This window comes from Streptomyces sp. NPDC049541 (assembly GCF_044465725.1).
GTDB lineage: Bacteria > Actinomycetota > Actinomycetes > Streptomycetales > Streptomycetaceae > Streptomyces.
On the sequence record NZ_JBITLY010000015.1, the window covers coordinates 23,448 to 42,318 of the forward strand.

23 protein-coding genes are annotated in these 18,871 nt (G+C 72.0%); 7 read left to right on the forward strand and 16 right to left on the reverse strand.

Going from position 1 to position 18,871, the window contains the following annotated elements; translation table 11 throughout:
- Positions 1–14: 14 nt before the first annotated feature.
- Positions 15–287 carry a DUF6158 family protein gene (locus ACIBW9_RS37615; RefSeq protein WP_115910185.1) on the reverse strand — a complete coding sequence of 91 codons (273 nt, stop codon included), beginning with the start codon at positions 285–287 and terminating at the stop codon, positions 15–17.
- Between the two features lie 57 nt (positions 288–344).
- Here ACIBW9_RS37615 and ACIBW9_RS37620 point away from each other — a divergent pair, with 57 nt between their 5' ends.
- Positions 345–1,460 carry a Vms1/Ankzf1 family peptidyl-tRNA hydrolase gene (locus ACIBW9_RS37620; RefSeq protein ID WP_398961836.1) on the forward strand — a complete coding sequence of 372 codons (1,116 nt, stop codon included), beginning with the start codon at positions 345–347 and terminating at the stop codon, positions 1,458–1,460.
- Positions 1,461–1,718: 258 nt separating this feature from the next.
- On the opposite strand, the gene ACIBW9_RS37625 is transcribed toward ACIBW9_RS37620, so the two are convergent.
- Together ACIBW9_RS37625 and ACIBW9_RS37630 are read right to left on the reverse strand one after the other, a co-directional pair.
- Positions 1,719–3,338: an ABC-F family ATP-binding cassette domain-containing protein gene (locus tag ACIBW9_RS37625; protein WP_398961839.1), complete on the reverse strand. Its 1,620-nt coding sequence runs from the start codon at positions 3,336–3,338 to the stop codon at positions 1,719–1,721.
- A gap of 42 nt (positions 3,339–3,380) precedes the next feature.
- Positions 3,381–4,037 carry a histidine phosphatase family protein gene (locus ACIBW9_RS37630; protein ID WP_398961841.1) on the reverse strand — a complete coding sequence of 219 codons (657 nt, stop codon included), beginning with the start codon at positions 4,035–4,037 and terminating at the stop codon, positions 3,381–3,383.
- 70 nt (positions 4,038–4,107) lie between these two features.
- On the opposite strand from ACIBW9_RS37630, the gene ACIBW9_RS37635 reads away from it, so the two are divergent.
- The 3 genes from ACIBW9_RS37635 to ACIBW9_RS37645 all read left to right on the forward strand — a co-directional run bounded on the left by ACIBW9_RS37635 (position 4,108) and on the right by ACIBW9_RS37645 (position 6,735).
- Positions 4,108–5,601: a bifunctional phosphatase PAP2/diacylglycerol kinase family protein gene (locus ACIBW9_RS37635; protein ID WP_398961843.1), complete on the forward strand. Its 1,494-nt coding sequence runs from the start codon at positions 4,108–4,110 to the stop codon at positions 5,599–5,601.
- Positions 5,602–5,700: 99 nt separating this feature from the next.
- Positions 5,701–6,522, forward strand: coding sequence for a class I SAM-dependent methyltransferase (locus ACIBW9_RS37640; protein ID WP_398961846.1), 822 nt, complete (start codon positions 5,701–5,703; stop codon positions 6,520–6,522).
- A gap of 42 nt (positions 6,523–6,564) precedes the next feature.
- Positions 6,565–6,735 carry a hydrophobic protein gene (locus ACIBW9_RS37645; RefSeq protein WP_344398073.1) on the forward strand — a complete coding sequence of 57 codons (171 nt, stop codon included), beginning with the start codon at positions 6,565–6,567 and terminating at the stop codon, positions 6,733–6,735.
- A 17-nt stretch (positions 6,736–6,752) separates the two neighbouring features.
- Here the strand turns inward: ACIBW9_RS37645 and ACIBW9_RS37650 are convergent, their stop codons facing one another.
- From ACIBW9_RS37650 to ACIBW9_RS37710, 13 genes are read right to left on the reverse strand one after another with little or no spacing between them, the layout of a single operon-like run.
- Positions 6,753–7,037, reverse strand: coding sequence for a gas vesicle protein K (locus ACIBW9_RS37650; protein WP_398961849.1), 285 nt, complete (start codon positions 7,035–7,037; stop codon positions 6,753–6,755).
- Entirely contained in the window at positions 7,034–7,222 is a 189-nt protein-coding gene (locus ACIBW9_RS37655; protein ID WP_030936857.1) for a gas vesicle protein, read from the reverse strand. The genes ACIBW9_RS37650 and ACIBW9_RS37655 overlap by 4 nt, the downstream gene beginning before the upstream one ends.
- Positions 7,219–7,986 (reverse strand): GvpL/GvpF family gas vesicle protein, encoded by a 768-nt coding sequence (locus ACIBW9_RS37660; RefSeq protein ID WP_398961852.1) that lies wholly within the window; start codon positions 7,984–7,986, stop codon positions 7,219–7,221. The genes ACIBW9_RS37655 and ACIBW9_RS37660 overlap by 4 nt, the downstream gene beginning before the upstream one ends.
- Positions 7,983–8,333: a gas vesicle protein gene (locus ACIBW9_RS37665; RefSeq protein WP_344398070.1), complete on the reverse strand. Its 351-nt coding sequence runs from the start codon at positions 8,331–8,333 to the stop codon at positions 7,983–7,985. The genes ACIBW9_RS37660 and ACIBW9_RS37665 overlap by 4 nt, the downstream gene beginning before the upstream one ends.
- Positions 8,330–9,457: an SRPBCC family protein gene (locus ACIBW9_RS37670; protein WP_398961855.1), complete on the reverse strand. Its 1,128-nt coding sequence runs from the start codon at positions 9,455–9,457 to the stop codon at positions 8,330–8,332. Before ACIBW9_RS37670 ends, ACIBW9_RS37665 begins: the two co-directional genes overlap by 4 nt.
- Positions 9,454–10,188: a DNA primase gene (locus ACIBW9_RS37675; protein ID WP_398961858.1), complete on the reverse strand. Its 735-nt coding sequence runs from the start codon at positions 10,186–10,188 to the stop codon at positions 9,454–9,456. Before ACIBW9_RS37675 ends, ACIBW9_RS37670 begins: the two co-directional genes overlap by 4 nt.
- Positions 10,185–10,448: a gas vesicle protein GvpG gene (locus ACIBW9_RS37680; RefSeq protein ID WP_398961859.1), complete on the reverse strand. Its 264-nt coding sequence runs from the start codon at positions 10,446–10,448 to the stop codon at positions 10,185–10,187. Before ACIBW9_RS37680 ends, ACIBW9_RS37675 begins: the two co-directional genes overlap by 4 nt.
- A 4-nt stretch (positions 10,449–10,452) precedes the next feature.
- Positions 10,453–11,223, reverse strand: coding sequence for a GvpL/GvpF family gas vesicle protein (locus ACIBW9_RS37685; protein WP_398961862.1), 771 nt, complete (start codon positions 11,221–11,223; stop codon positions 10,453–10,455).
- The gene (locus ACIBW9_RS37690; protein ID WP_115910171.1) at positions 11,220–11,654 is read right to left on the reverse strand and encodes a gas vesicle structural protein GvpA; all 435 of its coding nucleotides are present in this window, start codon (positions 11,652–11,654) and stop codon (positions 11,220–11,222) included. Before ACIBW9_RS37690 ends, ACIBW9_RS37685 begins: the two co-directional genes overlap by 4 nt.
- Before the next feature lie 44 nt (positions 11,655–11,698).
- On the reverse strand, positions 11,699–12,043 hold the full coding sequence (locus ACIBW9_RS37695; protein ID WP_398961864.1) for a gas vesicle protein: 345 nt from the start codon (positions 12,041–12,043) through the stop codon (positions 11,699–11,701).
- Between the two features lie 45 nt (positions 12,044–12,088).
- The gene (gene ligD, locus ACIBW9_RS37700) at positions 12,089–13,027 is read right to left on the reverse strand and encodes a non-homologous end-joining DNA ligase (protein WP_398961866.1); all 939 of its coding nucleotides are present in this window, start codon (positions 13,025–13,027) and stop codon (positions 12,089–12,091) included.
- On the reverse strand, positions 13,024–14,880 hold the full coding sequence (locus ACIBW9_RS37705; RefSeq protein WP_398961869.1) for a transketolase: 1,857 nt from the start codon (positions 14,878–14,880) through the stop codon (positions 13,024–13,026). The genes ligD and ACIBW9_RS37705 overlap by 4 nt, the downstream gene beginning before the upstream one ends.
- Complete coding sequence (locus tag ACIBW9_RS37710) at positions 14,877–16,508, reverse strand: NAD(P)/FAD-dependent oxidoreductase (RefSeq protein ID WP_398961872.1); 1,632 nt, start codon at positions 16,506–16,508, stop codon at positions 14,877–14,879. Before ACIBW9_RS37710 ends, ACIBW9_RS37705 begins: the two co-directional genes overlap by 4 nt.
- A gap of 151 nt (positions 16,509–16,659) precedes the next feature.
- Between ACIBW9_RS37710 and ACIBW9_RS37715 the strand changes: the two genes are divergently transcribed.
- Genes ACIBW9_RS37715 through ACIBW9_RS37725 form a run of 3 tightly spaced genes read left to right on the forward strand, consistent with a single transcriptional unit; the run spans position 16,660 to position 18,855 of the window.
- Positions 16,660–17,619 (forward strand): LLM class F420-dependent oxidoreductase, encoded by a 960-nt coding sequence (locus ACIBW9_RS37715; protein WP_398961875.1) that lies wholly within the window; start codon positions 16,660–16,662, stop codon positions 17,617–17,619.
- Between the two features lie 10 nt (positions 17,620–17,629).
- The gene (locus ACIBW9_RS37720; RefSeq protein WP_398961877.1) at positions 17,630–18,721 is read left to right on the forward strand and encodes an enolase C-terminal domain-like protein; all 1,092 of its coding nucleotides are present in this window, start codon (positions 17,630–17,632) and stop codon (positions 18,719–18,721) included.
- A complete protein-coding gene (locus tag ACIBW9_RS37725) occupies positions 18,721–18,855 on the forward strand; it encodes a hypothetical protein (RefSeq protein WP_398961879.1) in 135 nt (44 codons plus the stop codon). Before ACIBW9_RS37720 ends, ACIBW9_RS37725 begins: the two co-directional genes overlap by 1 nt.
- The last annotated feature ends 16 nt before the right edge of the window (positions 18,856–18,871 follow it).

The window sequence follows — 18,871 nt, forward strand, 5'->3', positions numbered from 1 at the left end:
GGACGCGCCGTGCTTCAGGGGGTCGCCGACTCCCCGCACCGGCGGTCCCGTGCGCCTTCACGGGTGCGGCCCGCGGCCACCATGCGCCGCGGGTTGCGGCGCAGGTACTCGCCCTCCAGCTGGGCCATGCGATCGTTGTGGGCCCGCAGCGCGTCCGTCGAGCCGTACAGCAGCGTGTCGTGGCGCGTGCGGTGGATCGTCTCCAGCTCCTTCATGAGCTGCTGGTCGTCCAGCCGGCTGGGGTCGACTCCGGTCATGGTGGCACCCCGCTCGTCGTGTTCGTCCATGCGGTCCGGGTACCCGCCCGGTCAGCACCAGTCCCAAGCGGCATCCGGGAGGGAATCATGGATCTCGCTTTTCTGCATCCACTCTACGAACATCCGGGCCCCTGGGCCTCCGTGTACGTCGACACTTCCCGGCACACGGAGGACACGCCCCACGAACGACATCTCACGGCCGTGGCACTGGCCCGCGACCTCGATCGGCAGGGGGCGGACCAGGCGACGTGCCAGGCCGTCCAGGAGGCACTCGACGGGCTGCAGCACTCCTCCGAGCCCCACGGGCGAGCCCTGTTCGCCCGCGAGGGCGAGGTGGTGCTGGACCCGCCGCTGGCCCGGCCCCCGCAGCGGGACAGCGCGCACTGGGCGCCGCTGCCGCACGCCGCGCCCCTGCTGGAGCTGGCCGGTGAGGACCCGGCCTGTGTGGTGGCGTACATCGACCGCAAGGGCGCGGACTTCGAGCTGCGCACCTCGCTGGGCGAACAGGAGGCCGGCACGGTCAGCGGGCGGCAGTGGCCGGTCCACCGTACGAGCACGGGTGACTGGTCGGTGCGGCACTTCCAGCTGAAGGTGGAGAACACCTGGGAGCACAACGCGGCCGAGATCGCCGACGCGCTCGTCGTGTGCCAGGAGGAGACCCGCGCCGACCTGCTGGTTCTCGTGGGTGAGGAGCGGGAGAAGCGGGCGGTGCACGACCGGCTGCCCCGGCGGCTTCAGGACATGGTCGTCGAAGCCCCGCACGGCGCCGGGAGCAGGCTGCTCGACGAGGATGTCGAGCAGGCCCGCACCGAGCATGTACGGCAGCGGGCCGAACGGGAGCTGGAACGGTTCCTGGCGGCTCGCGAACCGGGCCCCGAGGGGCGCTCCGGGGCCGTGGAGGGCGTGCCCGCCCTGGTCGAGGCCGCCCGCGAGCACCGCATCGACGAGCTGCTGATCCGTCCCGACGGCCCCGACGCGCACCGCGAGGTGTGGATCGGTGAGGATCCCGACCAGCTGGCGGTCCGCCGCACGGACCTGAAGACCCTCGGCGAACAGCACTCCTGGCCGGCCCGCGCGGACGACGCCCTGATCCGCTCGGCGGTGACGACGGGCGCCCCGGCCCTGTCGGTGGCCCCGGCGGCGGAGGCGACGGGGGGCCAGATCCCGGCGGGAGGCTTGGGCGCGCTGCTGCGCTGGACGTAGGAGCACTTCTCAGCCCCGGCCGGCACAACCAGCCCGTCCGGCGTTTGAGGACAAGGCCCCTTGAGGGCCGAACGGGGGTGGGGGGGGGGGGGGGGGGGGGGGGGGGGGGGGGGGGGGGGGGGGCGCCGCGCCCCCGCCCCCCCCCCCCCGCCCCCCCCCCCCCCCCGCCCCCCCCCCCCCCCCCGCCCCCCGCCCCCGGCGCCGGCGCCCCGCCCCCCCCCCCCCCCCCCCCCCCCCCCCCCCACCCCCGGCCACGAACTACCGAGCCCGCTCCACACGCCGCTCGTCCCACACCGGCTCGGCGGTCTCCCGCACACGACCGTCGCTGCCGAAGACGAGATACCGGTCGAAGGACCGGGCGAACCAGCGGTCATGCGTGACCGAAAGCACCGTACCGTCGAAGGCCTCCAGCCCCTCCTGCAGCGCCTCGGCGGACTCCAGGTCCAGGTTGTCGGTCGGCTCGTCCAGCAGCAGAGCCGTGACGCCCTCCAGTTCGAGCAGCAGGATCTGGAACCGGGCCTGCTGCCCACCGGACAGGCGGTCGAACGTCTGCTCGGCCTGGCCCGTCAGCTCGTAGCGCCGCAGGCGTGACATCGCGGCGCCCCGGTCCTGGGAGTGCTCCTCCCACAGGATGTCCAGCAGCTTGCGGCCCTGCAGCTCGGGGTGGGCGTGCGTCTGGGCGAAGTGCCCGGGCACGACCCGCGCCCCGAGCTTCCACTCCCCCGTGTGCGCCACCTCCTCGCCGGCCAGCAGCCGCAGGAAGTGCGACTTGCCGGAGCCGTTGGAGCCGAGGACGGCGACCCGCTCGCCGTAGAAGACCTCCAGGTCGAAGGGCTTCATCAGACCGGTCAGCTCGAGTCCCTTGCAGGTGACGGCCCTTACGCCGGTGCGGCCGCCCTTGAGGCGCATCGTGATGTCCTGCTCACGCGGCGGCTCCGGCGGCGGGCCCGCCTCCTCGAACTTGCGCAGGCGGGTCTGCGCCGCCTGGTAGCGGGACGCCAACTCGTGGCTGATGGACGCCGCCTGACGGAGGCTCAGCACCAGCTTCTTCAGCTGGGCGTGCTTCTCGTCCCAGCGGCGGCGAAGCTCCTCGAAGCGGGCGAAGCGTTCGCGCCGGGCGTCGTGGTAGGTGGCGAAGCCGCCGCCGTGCACCCAGGCGTCGGCGCCCGCGGGCGAGGGCTCCACCGACACGATCTTCTCCGCGGCGCGGGCGAGGAGCTCACGGTCGTGGGAGACGAAGAGGACCGTCTTTCGGGTCTCCTTCAGCCGCTCCTCCAGCCAGCGCTTGCCGGGCACGTCGAGGTAGTTGTCGGGCTCGTCGAGCAGCAGCACCTCGTCGGTGCCGCGCAGCAGCGCCTCAAGGACGAGCCGCTTCTGCTCACCGCCGGACAGCGTGCGCACCTGCCGGAACTGCGCCTTCTCGTACGGCACCCCGAGCGCGGCCGTGGTGCACATGTCCCACAGCGTCTCCGCCTCGTACCCGCGCGCCTCCGCCCAGTCGGCGAGGGCCTGGGCGTACTGCAACTGGGCCGCCTCGTCGTCGACGGTCATGATGCCGTGCTCGGCCCTGTCGACGGCCTGCGCGGCCTCCCGGATCCGGGGCGGCGCCACGGACACCAGCAGGTCCCGTACGGTCGTCTCGTCCCGAACGGACCCCACGAACTGCCGCATCACGCCGAGGCCGCCGCTGACGGTGACGCTCCCGCCGTGTGGTTTCAGCTCGCCGGAGATCAGCCGCAGCAGGGTGGTCTTGCCGGCGCCGTTCGGTCCGACGAGGGCCACGACGGCCCCTTCCCCCACCCGGAAGGACACATCGCCGAGCAGCGCCCTCCCGTCGGGGAGGTAGTACTCGAGGTGCGCGGCTTCCAGATGTCCCATGAGGAGGCATTCTGCGGGCCGGGCCGGGCGTCCGGCAAACGCTTATGCGGTGTCGTCGAGCGGACGGCCCGCGGGTCCCCCCTCGCCCGACGGGGCCACCACGGCGCCCGCCCACGACAGGGCCTTCCAGCCGTCGGTGGGCGAACCCTCCAGGATCACCACACCGGTGTTGTCGAGGGGGCGGGCGGCGGCGAAGGGGACGTCGACGTTGTCGGCGCGGGCCGCGGTCCACATGCGGATCGCCGCGCCGTGGCTGACCATGGCGACCGTCGCGGCGCCGCTGCGTGCGGCCTCGGCGACGACGGCGTCGTACCGGGCGAGCGCCTCGGCGCCGCTCTCGCCGCCGGGCATCCGCAGCTCGGTGTCCCCGGCCGCCCACGCGAACACGGTCTTCATGTAGAGCGCGCCCTGTTCGGTGTCGCCGGGCAGCATCTCCAGGTCGCCCGCGGTCAGCTCCCGGATGCCGTCGCGGACCAGGACGTCGAGGCCGCGGGCGGCGGCCAGCGGGGCGGCGGTGAGCTGCGTACGAACCAGGGTGGAGGCGTACAGGGCCTCGATGTCCTCGTCGGCGAGCGCCTCGGGAAGGGCGGCGGCCTGCTGCTCGCCGAGTGCGGTCAGACCCGGGCCCGGTACGGCGGTGTCGAGCAGGAACCCGACGTTCGAGGGGGTCTGGCCGTGGCGTATGAGGAGCAGACGCATACAGGGCCCTCCGGGTGTCGATCACCGCCCGTGGGACAAGGAACGGGCACTTCAGGGTACCCGGCACTCCATGAGCCCCGACGTCGACCTCACCGTCCCGAAGCCCGGCCCGCACCCGCTGCGCAGCCGGCTTCTCGCCCTCGACTGCCGTCTCTTCGAGTTCGCCGCCGAGCGGAACTGGCCTGCCGCCGAGCGTGTGCTGCCCCGGCTGAGCCGGAGCGCGAACCACGGTGTGCTGTGGTTCGCGGCGGCGGCCGCCATGGCGGCGAGCCGTACCCCGCGGGCCCGCCGGGCCGCCGCGCGCGGCCTCGCCTCGCTCAGCCTCGCCTCCCTGACCATCAACACGCTCGGCAAGCGCTCGGTGCGCCGCCCCCGGCCGGTGCTGGATCCGGTGCCGCTGGTGCGGCAGCTGAAGCGCCAGCCGATCACGACCTCGTTCCCCTCCGGGCACTCCGCGTCGGCGGCGGCGTTCGCGGCCGGCGTCGCACTGGAGTCACCGGCCTGGGGTGCGGCGGTGGCCCCGGTCGCCTGGTCCGTGGCGCTCTCCCGCGTGTACACGGGGGTGCACTTCCCGAGCGACGTGCTCGCGGGAGCCGTCCTGGGCGTGGGCGCCGCCTACGCCGTACGGGGTCTGGTGCCGACCCGCGCCCAGCTCGTCCCGCCCGCCCGGCCCCGCGCCGAGGTCCCGGCGCTGCCCGACGGCGAGGGCCTGGTGGTGGTGGCCAACAACGGCTCGGGCACCGCCGACCGGGTGCGCGCCCTGCGAGACAGCCTGCCGGCCGCCGAGGTCGTCGAGTGCCGGCCGGCCGACCTGCGCGCCGAGTTGGAGAAGGCCGCGGCCCACGCCCGGGTGCTCGGCGTGTGCGGCGGAGACGGCACGGTCAACGCGGCCGCCGAGGTCGCCCTGCGCCACGACCTGCCCCTCGCGGTGCTGCCCGGCGGCACCCTGAACCACTTCGCCTACGACCTGGGGGTGGAGGACATCCGCGATCTGAGCCGGGCCGTCCAGCAGGGCGAGGGGGTGCGCGTGGACGTGGGCCGGTTCGTCTGCGGCGGGCAGCAGGGCGTCTTCCTCAACACCTGCAGCCTGGGCGTCTACCCGGAGCTGGTGCGGGTACGGGACCGCTGGTCGGGCCGGATCGGCGGCTGGCCGGCCGGGGTGCTCGCGGCCCTGCGCGTCCTGCGCACGGGCCGGCACCCGCTGGAGGCCGAGTTCGGCGGCCAGACACGCCCGCTGTGGCTGCTGTTCGCGGGCAACGGCACCTACCACCGGATGGGCCTGGCGCCCGGCCGCCGGCTCGACCTCGCGGACGGTCAGCTCGACGTACGGGTGGTGCACGGCGGCCGCCGTCCCGCGCTGCGGCTGCTCGCGGCGGCCCTGGCGGGCCCGTTGACCCGCTCCCCCGTCCACGCGGCGGTCCAGGTGGGCCGGCTGCACCTGAAGGGCGTCGCCCCCGGCACGCTCCTCGCGCATGACGGCGAAGTCACCGAGGCGGAGGGCGAAGTGACGCTGGAGAAGCTCCCCGAGGCGCTCACCGTGTACCGCCCCCTCACCGACAACTGACCCCCAGTCAGTCCATATGGCAAAACGCGGGTCTCATTATTCGACATGCGCGCGTACGGTGATGCGTACCGGCAAGCCGTCGAACAGGGGAGTTCAGCCATGTCGAAGCCGCAGGAGACCGCCGTCTACACGCACGGGCACCACGAGTCGGTGCTGCGCTCCCACACCTGGCGGACCGCCGCCAACTCCGCGGCCTACCTGCTCGGGTCGCTGAAGCCCCACATGAAGATCCTGGACATCGGCTGCGGCCCGGGCACGATCACCGCCGACCTGGCGGCCCTGGTCCCCGACGGGCATGTCACCGGCGTCGACCATGCGCCGGGGATCCTGGAGCAGGCCCGGGCCACGGCCGCCGAACGGGGCCTGACGAACGTCGACTTCACGGTCGCGGACGTACACGCCCTGGACCACCCCGACGACACGTTCTGCGTGGTCCACGCGCACCAGGTGCTGCAGCACGTCGGCGACCCGGTGCAGGCGCTGCGCGAGATGGTGCGGGTGACGAAGCCGGGTGGGCTGATCGCCGTCCGCGATTCGGACTACGCGGCCATGGCCTGGTATCCCGCGTCCCAGGGCATGGACGACTGGCTGGACCTGTACCGCAGGGTGGCCCGCGCCAACGGCGGTGAGCCGGACGCCGGGCGGCGGCTGAAGTCCTGGGCGCTGCGGGCGGGCCTGACCGACGTCACCACCACCGCCGGCACGTGGACGTTCTCCACACCGCAGGAGCGGGCCTGGTGGAGCGGACTGTGGGCGGACCGGACCCTCGCCTCGGCCTACGCCGAGCGGGCCACCGAGGGCGGGCACGCCACCAGCGAGCAACTGCGGGCCGTATCGGAGGCCTGGCGGGAGTGGGGCGCACAGGAGGACGGCTGGTTCAGTGTGCTGCACGGAGAGATTCTGTGCCGAAAAGGCGCCTGAATCTCCTTTTTCGGGATACCCGGAACACAGGAGGTTCGAATTATGGTTGCTGTTCTGCTCGTACTGCTTCTCGCACTGATTCTTTTCGGCGCGGGATTTGCCCTGAAGGTACTGTGGTGGGTTGCACTGGCGGTTATCGTGCTGTGGCTGCTGGGATTCCTGGTGCGCGGCACGACAGCGGCCGGGGGCAGGGGTCGCTGGTACCGCTGGTAGTCAGCTCCAGCTGGTAGTCAGTTCCTGGGAAGCAACGGTCCGAGCGGCCCGAGGTCCAGATTAAGGTCCTCGGGCCGCAGTCCGTAGCGCTCACGCAGCTCGGTCATACGGTCGTCGAGCAGCATGAGCGTGAGCCCGATCCGCTCCTCCTGCTCCTCGCTGAGGTCCCCGGTGTCGAAGCGGCGCAGCGCCTGCCGCTCCATGAGCTGGCGCAGCAGCTCGACCACGGTCAGCACGAGTTTGACGAGGTCGCGCTCGACGGTGTCGGGTTCCAGGTCCAGCCGGTTGCGGTGCTGGGTCATGTGAGCTCCCCCCAGGGTGACGGAACCTGCTCGTTGACCGAGCTGATCAGCGCGTTCAGGTCGATGCGCACCAGGTCGACGTCCGCGATGCGCAGGGTGATGTCCCCGGTGATGACGACCCCGCCGGCGAGCAGCCGGTCCAGCAGGTCCACCAGGGCGATCTCACGACGTTCGACAACCGTCACGACTCTTCCCCCGCAAAGGAATAGGCAGCCCACGGCCCGGTGAGTTCGACTCGTATCGCAGGGCTGCTCAGCTTTGTTTCGTCCTTGCTCCGGTCCACCAGCTCCACGAATTCCTCGGAATCGCGGCGGGACACCAGATAGGCCGCGTTGAGAACATTCCGGCCGGAGGCTCCGGACAGGGCGGGATTCTGCGGAGCATGCAATCGGGAGTCATCGGCATACGCGGAAAGCGCCGCGTGCAGGTGCTCGGCGAACTCCTCCGTCTGCTTCCACATGTCCTCGCTCGCACGGACGCTCATGCGCCGCTGTCGCAGATAGTCCCGGCCCGAGAGCGCCTTCTGCGCGGGCGCGGCGGATTCCTCCGGCTGGGGTTCGGCGTACACCTTGACGCCCCATTCCACCCGCCCCTCCAGCCGGTCGAGGGTGCGCCGGAAGTCGTCCTCACGCGCCTCCATCATCACCCGGACACCGCTGTCGTCCCGGAAGACGGTCCCGAGCCGCAGCGGCAGCGGGGTGGTGACGACGGTGAGCGCGTCGATCACGCTCTGGTGGGCCCGCGCCGTCTCCGTCAGCCAGTCCAGGTCCTCCAGACGCCTGCGGAGCGGCTCCTCCGCGAAGTCCCGCTCCGGCACATGACTGACCACGGCGATCAGGCCGTGGTGGGTGAGCACTCTGGGCGGATCACCCGCCACGCCTTTCAGCTGGGACTGCAACGGAGCGCCGAAGGGACGGCAGACGGCGTAGACGTACCGCAGTCCGGTCATGGGGCCTCCTCCTCTTCGCGCACGGCACGGCCCTCTTCGAGGCGGCCGTTCTCCAGTTGAGCGAGGCGCTCGCGCAACTCGGCGTTCTCCCGCGCGAGTTCCTTGCGGCGGGCACCGGAGGACAACGCGGGGTCGTCCTCCCACCAGTCGATGCCCATCTCCTTCGCCTTGTCGACCGAGGCCACGATCAGACGGAGTTTGACGGTGAGGAGTTCGATGTCGAGCAGGTTGATGCGGATGTCACCGGCGATCACGATGCCCTTGTCGAGCACGCGCTCGAGGATGTCGGCGAGGTTCGCCCCGCCGTTGGATCCGTAGGGCTCGGGCAGCCGGCCGGCCATGGTCATCGACGGCTCCCGCTGTGGGCGGGCTCGTACTCGGGTTCCGGCTCTTCCTCGTACTCGTCCTCGCCCTCGTCCTCTTCGTCCTCGGGCTCTTCGTCCTCGTACTCGTCCTCGGGCTCTTCTTCGCCTTCTTCCTCTTCCTCCTCGTCGAACTCCTCTTCCTCCCCTCGGGGCTCGTCCTCTTCCTCGTACTCGCCGGTCTCCTCGTCGTTCTCCTCCCCGCCGTTCTGCTCCTCGCCGTTCTCCTCCTCGGCGATCGCGTCCTCGTGGCTGCGGACGACCTCGCCGTCGCTGATCTCGCCGCGCCAGCCGTCCTCGGCCTCGCCCTTGAGGGTGATGAACCGGACGAAGTTCTTGAGGTCGAGCCGGGCCCTGCGGCCCTGGGCGCGCCAGAGGTTGCCGGTCTTCTCGAACAGGCCCTTGGGGTAGTACTCGATGACCAGCAGGACGCGCGTGAGGTTGTCGTCGAGCCGGTGGAAGGAGACGACGCCCTTGGTGGTGCCCTTGCCGCCCTCCGAGGTCCAGGAGATCTTCTCGTCCGGCACCTGCTCGGTGGTCTTCGCCTTCCAGCTGCGGTTGGACCAGAAGACCTTGAGCTGCCAGTCGGACTCGGTGTCGTCGGCGCGGTTCGCGCTCTTGACGCCCTTCGCGAAGGTGCTGAAGTCCTGGTACTGGGTCCACTGGTCGTAGGCGGTGCGCTTGGAGACGCCGACGTCGACGGACTCGATGATGACCGTCGGCTTGTTGCCGGCCCCGCCCTTGCGCTTCCCCTTGCCGCCGCCGAGGTTCTTGAAGGCCTCGACCACGTTGTCCTTGGCCCGGCCGGCGCCGGTCTCCAGCGCGGCGCGCAGGGGGCCCTTGCCCTCGGCGAGCTTGCGGCCGCCGTCGAGCGCGAGCTTGGCGAAACCGGGGCTGTTCCCCTCGGCGATGTCGTTCAGCTTGACGGTGGTCTCGCCGAGCTTGCGGCCGAAGCCGGTCAGCAGCCGGGTGGCCTGTGCGGCCACGTACTCCTGCACTTCGGCCTTGAGCCGGTCGGCGGCCTCGCTGTGGGCCACGTCGGTCAGTGGGCCGGTCGCGTCCTTCGCACCGCGCGCGGCGGAGGTCGCGGAGCCGAGTGTCTCGGTCATCGCTCACCGCCTCCCTTCGGCCGGCGGGCCCGGGTGTCGCCGGATCCGCCCCTTGCGGAGGCCGTCTTGCGGGCGGCCGTCCTCTTGGCGGCGGACTTCTTCGCCGTCGCCTGCTTCGACGCGGCCTTCTTGGCCGGCGCCTTCTTCGCCGGAGACCTCTTCGCGGCCGTCCTCTTGGCCGGGGCCTTCTTGGCGGCCTTCTTCGCGGTCTTCCGCGCCGGACCGCCTTCGGCCTCCTCGGACCCGGGCTCCTCCTCGCCCTCCGGTTCGTCGACGTCCCGCTCCTCGTCCGCCGGCTCCTCGTCGTCGTACTCGTCCCGCGAGTCCTCCCCCTCAGCCTCTGCGGACTCCTCGTTCTCGTCCTCCTGAGTCTCGTCCTCCTCGTCGTCGACGAGACCCTTCGCCCGGTCCGTCGCACCCGAGAGCTGGTCGCGGACCTGGGCGGTACGTCCGTGGAGGCGGTCGGCGAGGGCGTCGATCTGCCGCTCCACCATGGCGCCCGAGGCCGCCTTGCCGACGCCGCGCAGGTCCTCGCGCAGCTGGTCACCGATCTCCTTGAGCTGCGGATTGTTCTGCAGCTGCTGGGACACCAGATCCGCGAGCGCCCGCGGGCTCAGATGCATCCGCTTGCCGGCCACCAGGCTGCCGACGGCGAAGGCCATTTTCATCTTCTTCGTACGTCCGAGGACGTATCCGGCCCCTACCGCGAGGCCGAGTCCCACTCGATTCATCCTGCCGTCCCCTTGCCCGTGGCCGCGCCGCCGCGCAGACCGATGTCCAGCCGGTCCAGAAGTTCGTCCTCCTGTCGGTCGAACTCCTCCTCGTCGATCTCGCCCGCCTCCAGTCGCTCCTCGAGCCGGGCGAGTTCCGCCCTGACCGTGACGGGGTCGTAGTAGATCCGTTCCGCCTCGTGCAGCACCTGTCCGATCACCCACGCACTGCCGCGTACCGGGGCGAAGGGCAACAGGACCAGCTCCTTGATCAGTCCCACGGCCTCACTCCTGAGCGCTGCCCGGGCCGGCGGAGCTGCCCGCGTGCTCTGCGGGGCCGGGCTCGACGAAGCTGTACGGCGGCAGCGGGCCGTTGACGCGCAGCTCGATGTGCGGATGGCTCTTGCGGACCTGCTCCACCTCCGCCAGGAACGACTCGGCGGAGTCACGCTCCACGAGGTACGAGACGTTGAGCAGCCAGCCGGTGGACTCGGGGCCCGCGCTGACGGCGGCGGCGGCCGGTTCCAGGGCCCTCTGCAGCTGGGCCGCGTCCTCGGCCTCCCGGGCCTTGACCGCGGCGGCGACCATCTCGCCGAGCCGCAGCCGCTCTTCGTAGCTGCCGCCGCCCGCCTGCCGGTTGGCCTCGGCCATGGCGCGGAGCTCCGCGTTCTCGGACATCACGCGGTGCAGGACGGCCTCTTCCTGGTGGGTGGCCTTGACGTTGTACTCGACCTTGCCCTCCAGGGCGCGCAGCCGCTCCTTGTAGTGGTCGGCGCGTTCGGCGAGCACGCCGGTGACCGTGTCGTCGTCCGGGGCCACACTGCCGAACCGCATGGGCAGCACCGGGCCCGCCGCGCCCGCCTCGGCGAGCACGCTCTGGTGGGCGAGCAGGTCCTTGCGCTTGGGCCGCAACCCCTCGGGGGCGTCGCTCACGACGGCCGCCAGATCGCCCTCCTTCAGGACGCGCACCGGGCGGGGCGGGTCGCCGACGCCGGTCAGGCCCTCGGGGAGCGCGGGATGCGAACTCGCGGTGATGCCGTAGACGTAGGTGCTCACTCCTGTTCCTCCTTCCTGCGCGAGGACGTGGCCTTGCGGGCGCGCGGCCGGGACTCGGTCTCCCGCTCGCGGCCCTCGCCACGTGCCTGCTGGAAGGCGTCGGAGATGGTCTCCGCCGCTCCGGAGAGCGCGCCCTTGGACTTGCCGCGCGCCCCGGACTCGGTGATCTCGCCGACGAGGTCGGGGAGACCGGGGTCCTTGCGCGGTCCTGCCTCCAGGTCGAGGCGGTTGCACGCCTCGGCGAAGCGCAGATAGGTGTCGACGCTCGCCACGACGACACGTACGTCGATCTTGAGGATCTCGATGCCGACCAGGGAGACCCGTACGAACGCGTCGATCACGAGCCCCCTGTCGAGGACGAGCTCCAGAACGTCATAAAGGCCACTGGAGCCGCCTCCGCCGCCGCTCTGCTGTGCCGGGACAACGGTCATGCCTGCCGCGCCTCCTTTGTCTGGGTAAGTTCCGGGAAGGCGGCCTAGCGGCCGCCGGACCTGTGTGCGTCGGCCCGCCCGCGTTCGTAACGGCGGACGCGCCGGTAGCCGGTGAGTTGTCCCTCGGGGTCCAGATCGACCTGATAGCTCGCCATCAGGCTCATCGTGTCCGGCACGCGGGCCAGTTCGAGGACCTCGACCTCCAGGGACCAGCCGTCCTCCGTCTGTTCGAAGGACGAGACGCTCTCGGCAGACATGCCGGTCAGCTCCGCGAGCTGCGTGCGCGCCTGGCGCAGCACCTCCATGGGGTTCGGCCGCTTGTCCGCCGTACTCTCTTTGTCGGTATTCCGTGGACTCTGCGAATCTCTGGTGTCTTTTGTGTCAGCCATGGCCACCTCTGCGACCGGGTGGCCGCAATATCGGTGGCCAAACCTTCAGGAGGTACGCAACGCGTCGAGCCTGCGCCGCGCCGGTCCCAGGGCGCGGCCGCGGCTCATGATCCCCGCCCAGGGATCGGTGCGGGCCTGCTCGACGGCGTCGGCGATGGTCCAGCGGCGGGCGGACAGGTCCGGGTCGTCCAGCTGGTCCCAGGTGATGGGGGTGGCCACGGGGGCGCCGGGGCGGGCGCGCACGGTGAGGGGCGCGACCGCGGTCTGGGCGTAGGCGTTGCGGCCCACGTCGAGGTAGAGGCGGTCGCCGCGCTCCTTCTTGCGGGCGGCGGTGGTGAGCCGGTCGGGGTGGGCTTCGGCGAGGGTGTCGGCGACGTCGCGGGCGAACTCGCGGACCTCGTCGAAGTCGTGCCGGCCATTGAGGGGCACGACGACGTGCAGCCCTCGCGAGCCGGTGGTCATCAGCCCCGAGGGAAGCTCCAGCTCGTCGAGGAGTTCCCCGAGCAGGACGGCCGCCGCGCGCACCGCCGGGAAGTCGTCACCGGCCGGGTCCAGGTCGAAGACCATCCGGTCGGGCCGGTCGAGCCGGCCGACCCGGGACAGCCAGCGGTGCAGGGTGAGGCTGGCCTGGTCGGCGAGGTAGAGGAGGGTGGCGGAGTCGTCGCACACGGTGTGGCAGACGGTGCCGCCCTCCTTGGGCACCTCGACGCGGCTGATCCACTCCGGGTAGTTCTCCGGGGTGTTCTTCTGCATGAAGCGCGGGCCGTCCAGGCCGTCCGGATGCCGTTCCAGCATCAGCGGGCGGCCACGCAGATGGGGCAGCATGAGCGGGGCCGCGGAGCGGTAGTACTCGACGAGATCGCCCTTCGTGTACTCCTTCACACGGCCGTCACCGTCGCGGTCGCCGGGGAACAGCACCTTGTCGGCCCGGTGGACCTCCACGGTGCGGCGCCCTGCGCGCACGGTGCGTACGTCGTCGCTCACCGCACGACCGCCTCCTCCACCAGCAGCTTCCCGGCCGCCGCGATCGACTCGGCGTCGATGCCCGCGGCGTGCAGCTGCTGGTCCGGGGCGGCCGAGCCCGGCATCGTACGGACGGCCAGACGCACCAGCCGCGGTACCGGCCGCCCGTCGAGGAAGGCGTCCAGGACGGCGTCGCCGAGGCCGCCCTCCTCGTGGTGGTCCTCCACGGTGACCAGGCAGCCGGTGTCCTCGGCGGCGCAGCGCAGGGTGTGCCGGTCGACGGGCTTGACCGAGTAGAGGTCGATGACGCGGGCCTGGATGCCGTCCCGCTCCAGCGCGTCGGCGGCGGCCAGCGCCTCGGCCACGGTGACGCCGGCCGCGACGAGGGTCAGCCGGTCGTGCGGGGAGGAGCGCAGCACCTTGCTGCCCCCGATGGGGAACTCCTCGTCCGGGCCGTAGATCACCTGGCTCGCGCCGCGCGAGGTGCGCAGGTACCGGATGCCCTCGCAGCCGGCCATCGCGGCGACGAGCTGCGCGGTCTGGTTGGCGTCGCACGGGTACAGCACGGTCGAGCCGTGCACCGCCCGCATCATCGCCAGGTCCTCCAGGCCCATCTGGGACGGGCCGTCCTGGCCGATGGCGACGCCCGCGTGCGAGCCGACGAGGTTGATGCCGGCGCCGCTGACGGACGCCATGCGGATGAAGTCGTACGCGCGGGTCAGGAAGGCCGCGAAGGTGCCGGCGTACGGCACCCAGCCGCGGGACGCGAGGCCCACCGCGGCGGCGACCATCTGCTGTTCGGCGATGTAGCACTCGAAGTACCGGTCGGGGTGTTCCTTGGCGAACAGCTCGGTCCGGGTGGAGTCGCCGACCTCGCCGTCGAGGGCCACGATGTCGCTGCGCCCGGTGCCGAGGGCGGTGAGCGCCTGCCCGTAGGCGTCGCGGGTGGCGACCCCCTCCTCGGGGGTGCCCTTCTCCCAGCGGGGCAGTTCGAGGTGCCCGGCGCGTACGGCGTGCAGCATGCGGGTGGCGGTCGGCTCGTGGACGTGGACGCGCAGGTCGCGGAGGCCGCCGAGTTCGGCGATCGCCTCTTCGGCGTCCTTGATCGGCTTGCCGTGCAGGCCCTCGCGGTCCTGGGCGGCGCTGACGCCCTTGCCCTTGAGGGTGCGGGCGAGGATCACGGTCGGCTGCCCGGTGGTCGAGAGGGCCTCGCCGTACGCGCGGTCGACGGCATCGACGTCGTGCCCGTCCACCTCGATGGTGTGCCAGCCGAACGCCTGGAAGCGGCGGGCGTAGGCGTCGAGGTCGTGCCCGTGCCGGGTAGGACCCCGCTGTCCCAGCCGGTTCACGTCGACGATCGCCGTGAGGTTGTCCAGATGCTCGTACGCCGCCTGCTCGGCGGCCTCCCAGATCGACCCCTCGGCCAGCTCGCTGTCCCCGCACAGCACCCACACCCGGTACCCGCCCCGGTCCAGCCGCTTGCCGGCCAGCGCGATGCCGACGCCGACGGGCAGCCCCTGGCCGAGCGACCCGGTGGCCGTCTCGACCCAGGGCAGCCTGCGCGGCGTCGGATGCCCCTCGAGGCGGCTGCCCAGCTTGCGGAAGGTGAGCAGCTCGCCGTCCTCGATGGCTCCGGCCGCCTTGTAGGCGGCGTAGAGAAGCGGCGAGGCGTGCCCCTTGGAGAGCACGAAACGGTCGTTGCCGGGGTGGGCGGGCCGGTCGAAGTCGTAGCGGAAGTGGTGCGCGAACAGTACGGCCATCAGCTCCGCGGCGGACATCGAGGACGTCGGATGCCCGGACCCCGCGGCGTCGGCTGCACGCACACTGTCCACCCGCAACTGCTGGGCGAGTTCGGCGAGTTCGTCGGTATTCATGAGTCTCCTTCCGCGGGGGTGTCGGTACGTCGCTTCACAGGACCAGGAGCCTTGGCCGACCCCCCGCCGGTCTGCTCCCCAGCCGACTCGGAGCCCACCTGCCCCTTGGCGGGCTCGCCGCCCGGCTGGTTCTTGGCGGGTTCACCGCCCGGCTGCCCCTTGGCGGGCTCGCCGCCCGGCTGGTTCTTGGCGGGTTCACCGCCCGACTGGTTCTTGGCGGGCTCGGTGGTCTGCTCCGCGGGCGCCGCGCTTTGACTGCTCGTGTCGGCCTCCGTGGCCGCGCCCGGCCCCGAGGCGGCCGCGGCCGGCGAACGGGGTTCCGGGCGGCCCGGTACGCGGGCCAGTTCCGGTGAGGAGGTGTCCAGGGGGACCGACCAGGAGCGGACGAGGCCCAACTGGACCGCCTGGCGTGGGAGTACGGCGTCCAGGAGCCAGTCCGCGGCCACGCGCACGCGGTTGCCGGGCATCGCGGCGAGGTGGTAGCCGCGGGTGACGGCGCCCGCCAGCGGGCCGGGCAGGGGGACGCCGAGCGGGTTGGCGGCGGCCTTCGTGCCGCCCAGGTCGACGACGAAGCCCAGGTCTCGGTGGCGGTAGGCGCGCCGTTCACCGACTCCCAGGGACGCGGCGACGTTCTGCGCCGCGACCTTGCCGTGCCGCCAGGCGTGCTGCGCGGTCATCGGCGTGTACGACCCCGGGTTGTTGAGGTCCGGCACCGCGGCCGCGTCACCGCACGCGAACACCTCGGGCCGGCCCGGCACTTGGAGGTGCGGGTCGACGAGGAGCCGGCCGCGTTCCAACGGCTGCCCGGTGGACTCGACGAGCGGATCGGGCCGTACGCCCACGCACCACACCAGCGTGCGGGTGTCGACGAACTCGCCGTCGGTCAGCAGGACCCCGCCCGGCGTGGCCTCCTTCACGGAGGTCCCCATGCGGACGTCGACCCCTCGCTGCCGCAGTACCCGGTCGGCGGTCCGCGAGAGCCGTTCGTCCATCTCGGGCAGGACGCGCGGCGCGACGTCGAGCAGCATCCAGCGAGGGCGTATCCCCTGCCGGAGCGGGTGCTTGCGCACCTGTGCGTCGGTGTACATCTGCCCGTGCGCGGCGACCTCCGTGCCGGTGTATCCGGCGCCCACCACCACGAAGGTGCACCGCGCGGCGCAGCTCTTCGGGTCGTCCGCGGCGGCGGCGAGTTCCACCTGCCGGGTGACGTGATCGCGCAGGTACAGCGCCTCGGGCAGTCCCCGGAAGCCGTGTGCGTACTCGGCCACGCCCGGGATCGGCAGCAGCTTGTTGACGCTGCCGACGGCGAGCACCAGCCGGTCGTACTCCAGCGTGCCGCCCCCGCCCTCGGGGTCGGTGTAGTGCACGCGCTGCCCGTCGAGGTCGACGGAGTCGGCCTCGCCGAGCACCAGCCGGACGTGCGGCAGGGTGCCGGAGAGGGACACGGACACCCGGCGGGGTTCCAGGATCCCCGCGGCGACCTGGGGCAGCAGGGGCAAGTACAGGAAGTAGTCGGTCGGGTTCAGCAGGGTGACGTCGGCCTTGTGCCGCATCAGCCGGGACAGGACGCGGGCCGTCCGGTACCCGGCGAATCCGGCACCGACGATCACGATGCGGGGTCGACTCACATTCGCCTCCGGCGCTGTCGCGTACGTCGTGCGGAGCCTTCCGCGTCCCCCTGGTCAAGGCCCCCAAACGTCCACCGGTTTCCGCCGCGGGCGCCGGGTACCCGGAGCGGACCGGTCACCCGTCACCCAGTGCCTCCCGGAGGTGTCCCCCATGCCCGAGTACGGCTACTTCCTCTCCTGCGAGGAGTTCGGTCCCGCGGAACTCGTCGAACAGGCGAGGATGGCGGAGCAGGCCGGATTCCGGTCGCTGTGGATCTCGGACCACTACCACCCGTGGAACGACACGCAGGGCCAGAGCCCGTTCGTGTGGTCCGTGATCGGCGCGCTCTCGGAGGCGGTGTCGCTGCCGGTCGAGACGGCGGTCACCTGCCCCACCGTGCGCATCCACCCGGCGGTGGTCGCACAGGCGGCGGCCACCTCGGCGGTGATGCTGAACGGCCGCTTCCGGCTCGGGGTGGGCACCGGCGAGGCCCTCAACGAGCACATCCTCGGGCACGTCTGGCCGCCCGCGCACATCCGCATGGAGATGCTGGAGGAGGCCGTGCAGATCATGCGCCGGCTGTTCACCGGCGAGGAGGTCAGCCACCACGGCACCCACTACACGGTGGAGAACGCCCGCCTGTACACGATCCCGGACGAGCCCGTCCCGATCGACATCTCCGGCTTCGGCCCGGCGGCGACGCAGCTCGCGGGACGGGTCGGCGACGGCTACATCACGATGATGCCGGACGCCTCGATGGTCGAGCAGTTCCGCAAGGGCGGTGGCGGCGGCAAGCCGGTGATCGGCGGCGCCAAGCTCTGCTACGGCACCGACCGCGACGAGGCCGTGCGCACGGTGCACCAGCGCTGGTTCAACCAGTTCCTGCCGGGCGAGATGGGCCAGATCCTGCCCTCACCGAGCCATTTCGAGCAGCTGGCCCCGCTGGTCACCGAGGAGATGGTGCGCGAGAAGGCGGTGTGCGGGGACGACGTCGACGAACACGTCTCGGCCCTGCAGGCCTTCGCCGACGCGGGCTTCGACCGGGTCTACGTCAACCAGATCGGGCCCGACCAGCGCGGGTTCTTCGACTTCTACCGTACGAAGGTGCTGCCGCAGCTGCAGCAGTCCTGAGGGATCCGCGATGAAACTCCACCGCCCCGTCGTCTCCGTCTACACGGTGCCGACCGACGCCCCCGAGGCCGACGGCACGCTGGCCTGGGACTCCACGACCATGGTGATCGCCGAGGTGACGACGGGCGACGAGACGGGAACGGGCTGGACGTACGGCCCGTCGGCGGTCGGCGATTTCGTGCGCGGCCAGCTCGCCCCGCTGGTCGAGGGCCGCTCCGCCCTCGACGTCCCGTCCCTGCACGAGGCGATGTGCCGCTCGGTCCGCAACGCGGGCCGCCCCGGGATCGCCGCGGGTGCGATCTCCGCGGTGGACATCGCCCTGTGGGACCTCAAGGCCCGCCTCCTCGAACTCCCGCTGGCCCGGCTGCTCGGCGTGTGCCACGAGCGCGTCCCGGTGTACGGCAGCGGCGGCTTCACCACGTACCACGACACGCATCTGGCAGCGCAGCTGAACGGCTGGGTACACGGGCAGCACATCCCTCGCGTGAAGATAAAGATCGGGGAGGGCTGGGGTCGGGCGGTCCCCCGGGACCTGGCCCGGGTCCACGCGGCACGCCAAGTGATCGGTCCTGAGGCCGAGTTGTACGTCGACGCGAACGGCGCCTACACCCGCAAGCAGGCCGTCCGCGTCGGCCGCGCCCTGGCCGATCACGGCGTCGGCTGGTTCGAGGAGCCGGTCTCCTCGGACGACCTGACGGGTCTGCGCCTGGTCCGTGACGCGCTGGTGTGCGATGTGACGGCCGGCGAGTACGGCTACGACCTGCCCTACTTCGCCCGCATGATCGCGGCGGGCGCGGTCGACTGCCTGCAGATCGACGCGACGCGCTGCGGCGGCATCACGGAGTTCCTGCGCGCCGCCGCGCTCGCCCAGGCCCACGGCCTCGAGGTCTCCACCCACTGCGCCCCCCACGCCCACGCCGCGGCGGCCGCCTCGCTCCCCAACCTCCGCCACATGGAGTGGTTCCACGACCACGTACGCATCGAGGACATGTTCTTCGACGGCGCACTGGACCCGACGGGAGGCACCGTGCGCCCGACGTCCGGCCCCGGCCACGGACTGACCCTGCGGACCGACGAGGTCGAGGAGTACCGGGCCGGCTGATGTCCCAACGGCGCACGAACATGTTCTTCGACGGCACGCTCGATCCGAAGGGACGCACCGTGCGCCCGACGTCCGGCCCCGGCCACGGACTGACCCTGCGGACCGACGAGGTCGAGGAGTACCGGGCCGGCTGATGTCCCAACGGCGCAC

Coding starts and splice junctions, on each gene's coding strand:
- ACIBW9_RS37615 (WP_115910185.1), bottom strand. CDS start 287: ATGGACGAACACGACGAGCGGGGTGCCACCATGACCGGAGTCGACCCC.
- ACIBW9_RS37620 (WP_398961836.1), top strand. CDS start 345: ATGGATCTCGCTTTTCTGCATCCACTCTACGAACATCCGGGCCCCTGG.
- ACIBW9_RS37625 (WP_398961839.1), bottom strand. CDS start 3,338: ATGGGACATCTGGAAGCCGCGCACCTCGAGTACTACCTCCCCGACGGG.
- ACIBW9_RS37630 (WP_398961841.1), bottom strand. CDS start 4,037: ATGCGTCTGCTCCTCATACGCCACGGCCAGACCCCCTCGAACGTCGGG.
- ACIBW9_RS37635 (WP_398961843.1), top strand. CDS start 4,108: ATGAGCCCCGACGTCGACCTCACCGTCCCGAAGCCCGGCCCGCACCCG.
- ACIBW9_RS37640 (WP_398961846.1), top strand. CDS start 5,701: ATGTCGAAGCCGCAGGAGACCGCCGTCTACACGCACGGGCACCACGAG.
- ACIBW9_RS37645 (WP_344398073.1), top strand. CDS start 6,565: ATGGTTGCTGTTCTGCTCGTACTGCTTCTCGCACTGATTCTTTTCGGC.
- ACIBW9_RS37650 (WP_398961849.1), bottom strand. CDS start 7,037: ATGACCCAGCACCGCAACCGGCTGGACCTGGAACCCGACACCGTCGAG.
- ACIBW9_RS37660 (WP_398961852.1), bottom strand. CDS start 7,986: ATGACCGGACTGCGGTACGTCTACGCCGTCTGCCGTCCCTTCGGCGCT.
- ACIBW9_RS37665 (WP_344398070.1), bottom strand. CDS start 8,333: ATGACCATGGCCGGCCGGCTGCCCGAGCCCTACGGATCCAACGGCGGG.
- ACIBW9_RS37670 (WP_398961855.1), bottom strand. CDS start 9,457: ATGACCGAGACACTCGGCTCCGCGACCTCCGCCGCGCGCGGTGCGAAG.
- ACIBW9_RS37675 (WP_398961858.1), bottom strand. CDS start 10,188: ATGAATCGAGTGGGACTCGGCCTCGCGGTAGGGGCCGGATACGTCCTC.
- ACIBW9_RS37690 (WP_115910171.1), bottom strand. CDS start 11,654: ATGACCGTTGTCCCGGCACAGCAGAGCGGCGGCGGAGGCGGCTCCAGT.
- ACIBW9_RS37695 (WP_398961864.1), bottom strand. CDS start 12,043: ATGGCTGACACAAAAGACACCAGAGATTCGCAGAGTCCACGGAATACC.
- ACIBW9_RS37705 (WP_398961869.1), bottom strand. CDS start 14,880: ATGAATACCGACGAACTCGCCGAACTCGCCCAGCAGTTGCGGGTGGAC.
- ACIBW9_RS37715 (WP_398961875.1), top strand. CDS start 16,660: ATGCCCGAGTACGGCTACTTCCTCTCCTGCGAGGAGTTCGGTCCCGCG.
- ACIBW9_RS37720 (WP_398961877.1), top strand. CDS start 17,630: ATGAAACTCCACCGCCCCGTCGTCTCCGTCTACACGGTGCCGACCGAC.
- ACIBW9_RS37725 (WP_398961879.1), top strand. CDS start 18,721: ATGTCCCAACGGCGCACGAACATGTTCTTCGACGGCACGCTCGATCCG.